Genomic DNA, 5,418 nt, shown 5'->3' on the forward strand with positions numbered 1-5,418 from the left:
TAAAATCCGTGGCTTCCGCATTGAGCCGGGGGAAATTGAATCCCGGTTGATGGAACACCCAGCGGTGAGTGAATCTGTGGTATTGGCGCAAGGGGAAGGGCAGGAAAAACGGTTAGTGGCCTATGTGGCGGCGGAAGCTCATGAGGGGTTGGTGACAAGCCTGCGTGCTTACCTGCAAGCTATTTTACCTGATTACATGGTGCCGTCGGCCTTTGTACGGCTGGATGCGCTGCCATTGACGCCGAACGGTAAATTGGATCGTCAAGCGCTGCCAGCGCCGGGCGATGAAGCCGTGGCCCATCAGGTTTACGAAGCGCCACAGGGAGAAACGGAAATAGCTCTGGCGGCGATTTGGCGTGAAGTCTTAGGTGTTGAACAGATCAGCCGGTATGACAATTTCTTTGCTCTGGGCGGCCATTCGTTGCTGGCGGTGCGGGTGATGAACCGGGTGGCGGCTTTGGGTATCGAACTGCCGCTAACGACTCTGTTTAAGTCTCCTTCGTTAAAGGCGTTTGCAGAGGTTATGAAGGCTCGGCCTGGTCAACCGGATAATATCTTGCCGATATCCCGTGATGGGGCATTACCGTTGTCATTTGCTCAACAGCGCTTGTGGTTCCTGGCGCAGCTTGAGGGCGTCAGTGAAACTTATCATATCCCGATGGCCCTGCGTTTATCTGGACAATTGGATATTATGGCTTGGCAAAAAGCGCTGGATACCTTATTTGCCCGTCATGAAGCGTTACGTTCGGTCTTTGTTTCTGTCGATGGTCAGCCACAAGTACGTCTGTTGGAGTCAGATAGCGGCTTACTGTTATCGCAATATGACTTGCGTGGGATACCGGATGTTGATGTTGTTCTTGAGCGTCTGAGCGTGGAGGAAGCCCATGCGTCATTTGACCTTGAAAGCGGCCCGCTTATCCGTGCTGATCTCATCCGGATCACCGATGATGAATATCAGTTTTTGCTGACCTTACATCACATAATTTCCGATGGCTGGTCTGCCAATGTGCTGATACAGGAACTGAACACGCTCTATATGGCGTTTATAGACGGACAATCCGATCCGTTGCCGCCGTTGGCGATTCAATACCCGGATTACGCTGCCTGGCAGCGTCAGTGGTTGTCGGCTGAACGTATTCAGGTTCAATCTGACTATTGGCGTGCCATGTTGGCTGATGCGCCAGTCTTGCTGGATTTGCCGACAGATCGGCCTCGTCCGCCGGAGCAGTCGTTTGTTGGGCAATCCGTGCCGATTAACTTGGATGTGGCGTTAACGACCGCCCTTAAGCGCCTGAGTGAACAGCACGGCGTCACCTTATTTATGACGCTGTTATCAGCCTGGGCGGTGGTTCTGTCGCGTCTGTCAGGTCAGGAAGATATGGTGATTGGCACACCGAGTGCGGGTCGCAATCGTCAGGAAGTGGAGTCGTTGATTGGCTTCTTTGTCAATACGTTAGCGTTGCGCATGGATCTATCGGGTGAACTGACGGTGACGGAATTACTGGCGCGAGTCCGGCAAACCGCACTGACGGCGCAGGAGCATCAGGATTTACCGTTTGAACAGGTGGTGGAAATCGTGCAACCGCCGCGCCGGTTGGCGCATACCCCATTGTTCCAGGTGATGTTTGTCTGGCAGAACAATGAGAACACGGCGTGGGGATTACCGGGGCTGGCGGTGTCTCCGGTTGATCAAGATATTGATGTTGTCAAGTTTGATCTTGAACTGAGCTTGTCAGAGGCGGAGGGCCGGATTGTTGGCGCATTGAGTTATGCCACGGCCCTGTTTGATCCAGAGACAATGGAACGGCAGGTGGGATACCTGCACACAGTGCTGCAAGCGATGGCGGCTGACTCTCAACAGCCGGTTAGAGAAATTGATCTCCTGTCTGCGGCGGAGCGCAAGTTGTTGCTGGAAACCTGGAACGCCACGGCAACCGCCTATCCTGATGAGTTATGTATCCATCAGTTGTTTGAGCAACAGGTGGAGAAAACGCCTGATGCGATAGCATTAATGTATGAAGAGCAAACGCTCAGTTATGCCGAATTAAATACTCGGGCTAACCGGCTGGCTCGTCAATTGATCGAACAAGGCGTTTGTCCTGGTGATCATATTGCGCTCCTGCTAGCGCGTTCGATGGAACTGATAGTGGCGCAATTGGCGATTCTTAAAGCCGGCGCCGTTTACGTGCCGGTTGATCCCAATGTACCGGATGAACGGAAAAACTGGCTGATAAGTGATTGTTCCGCCAGATTGCTGCTCACTGATACACGAGCGGATATTCCGGTGAACCTGGCTGTGCCGCTGCTTCGTCTCTCGGATGAGACGGACATGGGCTGTGAAGAAGAAGATCGCTTTAACCTTAACTTAGCGCGTTCCAGCACCGAGTTAGCGTATATCATGTACACCTCCGGTTCTACCGGGATGCCTAAAGGGGTTTTAGTGCCGCATCGTGCGGTGGTCCGGCTGGTTATCAATAATGGTTATGCTGAAATCGGACCGGATGATCGGGTGGCTTTTGCCGCTAATCCGGCGTTCGATGCCAGCACGTTTGAAGTCTGGGCGCCATTGCTCAATGGTGGCGCGTTAGTGGTTATCGATCATGACACTTTGTTGACGCCGCAGGCGTTTGTACAAGAGCTACAGGTTCAGCGAATCACTGTTCTGTGGTTGAGTGTCGGATTGTTTAACCAGTTAGCGACGGAGCTGTCTCCGGTTCTGCCACAGATAAAGCTGCTGATTGTCGGCGGAGATGCCCTTGATCCCCATGTTATCGGCCAGGTACTGAACACCAGTCCGCCACAACAGCTATTAAATGGCTATGGACCGAGTGAAGGCACCACCTTTACAGCAACATACCGTATCACTGAATTAGCGCCGGGAGCTGCTCGCGTCCCTATCGGTCGACCAGTAGCCAACACGCGGGTTTATCTGTTGGATGCCTATGGTCAACCGGTGCCGTTAGGTGTGGTCGGTGAAATTTATATCGGGGGAGATGGCGTGGCCTGTGGTTATCTTAATCGGCCTGAATTGACCGCTGAACGTTTCCTGATTGATCCGTTCAGCGATAACCCGGATGCTCGCCTGTACCGCACCGGGGATTTGGCTCGTTATCTACCGGATGGCAATCTGGAATTCCTGGGCCGCAATGATCAGCAGGTTAAAATCCGTGGTTTCCGTATTGAACCGGAGGAAATTGAGGCTCGGTTAGCAGAGTACCCAACGGTGCGTGAGGCGGCGGTGTTGGCACGCGGAGAAGGGCAGGAAAAACGGCTGGTGGCCTATGTGGCGGCGGAAGCCCGTGACGGACTGGTAAGCAGCTTGCGGGCTCATCTAAGCGCTATTTTGCCTGACTATATGGTGCCAGCGGCCTTTGTACGGCTGGATGCATTTCCGCTAACGCCGAACGGTAAATTGGATCATCAAGCATTGCCGGAACCGGACGATGAAGCCTTTGTTCACCAGGTTTACGCTGCGCCTCAGGGAGAAACAGAAATCGCACTGGCGGCTATCTGGCGTGAATTACTGGGGATTGAACAGGTCAGCCGGTACGACAGCTTTTTTGCTCTGGGCGGTCATTCGTTGCTGGCAATACGGATGGTTGAACGCCTGCGTCATCTGGGATTGACGCTGACGGCGCGTGATCTGTTCCAGTCGCCGGTACTGTCAAACCTGGCCCAAACGTTGGGACAGCATCAGGCTGTGATAGTGCCGCCTAACGTCATCACTCCGGCAACGACAGCCCTGACGCCGGCGATGTTGCCGCTGATTGATTTGACTCAGGCCGACATTGACCGCATCGTCAGGCAGGTGCCGGGCGGGGTGAGCAACATTCAGGATATCTATGCCCTGTCGCCGTTACAGGACGGTATTTTGTTCCACCACTTACTGGCAAGCGAAGGCGACCCCTATTTGTTAGCCGGGCAGATGGCCTTCGCTGATCGAACTCTGCTAGATCGTTACCTGACGGCGGTACAGCAAGTTGTTGATCGTCACGATATTCTGCGCACTGCTTTTGTCTGGCAAGAGTTGTCTGTGCCGGCTCAGGTCGTCTGGCGTCAGGCGCCTTTATCAGTCACTGAATTGACGCTAGACCCGGCGGATGGGCCAATTTGTGAACAACTGATTCAACGCTTTAATCCCCGTCATTATCGTCTTGAGCTGGATCAAGCGCCATTGTTGCGGTTTGTGGTGGCGCAGGAAACGGATGGTCGTTGGGTGGTACTGCAATTGCTGCATCACCTGATTGGCGACCATACCACGCTGGACGTGATGAACAGTGAGGTTCAGGCGTATCTTACTGAACGGGAGGAGAGTCTGACTTCTCCAGTCTCTTTCCGTAATTTAGTGGCTGAGGCCCGGTTGGGCGTGAGTCAGGAGGAACACACCCGTTTCTTTACCGGGATGTTGGCGGAGGTGAGCGAACCGACGCTGCCATTTGGATTGACGGAGGTGCATCGTGATGGTTCACAGGTGACGGAATCTTACTGGATGCTGGCGTCTGAACTGAATGACCGTCTGCGTGGTCAGGCCCGGCGTTTGGGGGTCAGTCTGGCGGCCTTGTGTCATTTGGCCTGGGCGCAGGTGTTGTCACATACCAGCGATCAGGAGCAAGTGGTGTTCGGTACCGTGCTGTTTGGACGGATGCAGGCGGGTGAAGGCGCCGACAATGGCATGGGGCTGTTTATCAATACTTTGCCGCTGCGGCTGGACATCGATGATACGCCGGTACGGGAGAGTGTGCTGGCCGCCCATACCCGGTTGGCCGGATTATTAGAACATGAACATGCGTCACTGGCGTTGGCCCAGCGTTGCAGTGGTGTGCAGGGTGAGATCCCCCTCTTTAGCAGCTTGCTGAACTATCGACATAATGTGTCTTCGACAACCTTGGATGAACTTGTAAACGGTATCGAATTCCTTGATATGCAGGAGCGAACCAATTATCCGTTAGTGCTGTCGGTGGAGGATTTTGGCGAATCCTTGGGGATAACCGTTCAAGTTGCCCAGCCGTTTGAACCGGAACGGGTATGCGGCTATATGCAGCAGGCATTGGAGAGCCTGGCAGAGGCATTGGAACAAACCCCGGAAACGCCGGTACGGACATTGAATATTCTGCCGGAAGCGGAGCGCAAGTTGTTGCTGGAAACCTGGAACACAACGGAAACCGCGTATCCTGATGCATGGTGTATTCATCAGTTGTTTGAACAGCAGGTGGAGCAAACTCCGGATGCGACAGCATTAGTGCATGAAGAGCAAACCCTCAGCTATGCGGAATTAAATGCCCGTGCTAACCGTCTGGCTCATCAGCTAATTGAACTGGGCGTAGCGCCGGATCAACGAGTGGCGATTTGTGTGTCGCGTTCACCGGCAATGGTGGTAGGGATATTGGCAATACTGAAAGCCGGTGGTGCTTATGTGCC

Annotated in this window: 1 protein-coding gene; it reads left to right on the top strand. The window is 53.8% G+C overall.

The genetic code is table 11. The features are described 5' to 3' along the window. The coding region (locus tag EAE90_RS22670; protein WP_214055390.1) for a non-ribosomal peptide synthetase at positions 1–5,418 on the top strand (5,418 nt) is incomplete at both ends.

Origin of the sequence: Photorhabdus caribbeanensis (assembly GCF_018448885.1) — a bacterium.
Lineage (GTDB): Bacteria > Pseudomonadota > Gammaproteobacteria > Enterobacterales > Enterobacteriaceae > Photorhabdus > Photorhabdus caribbeanensis.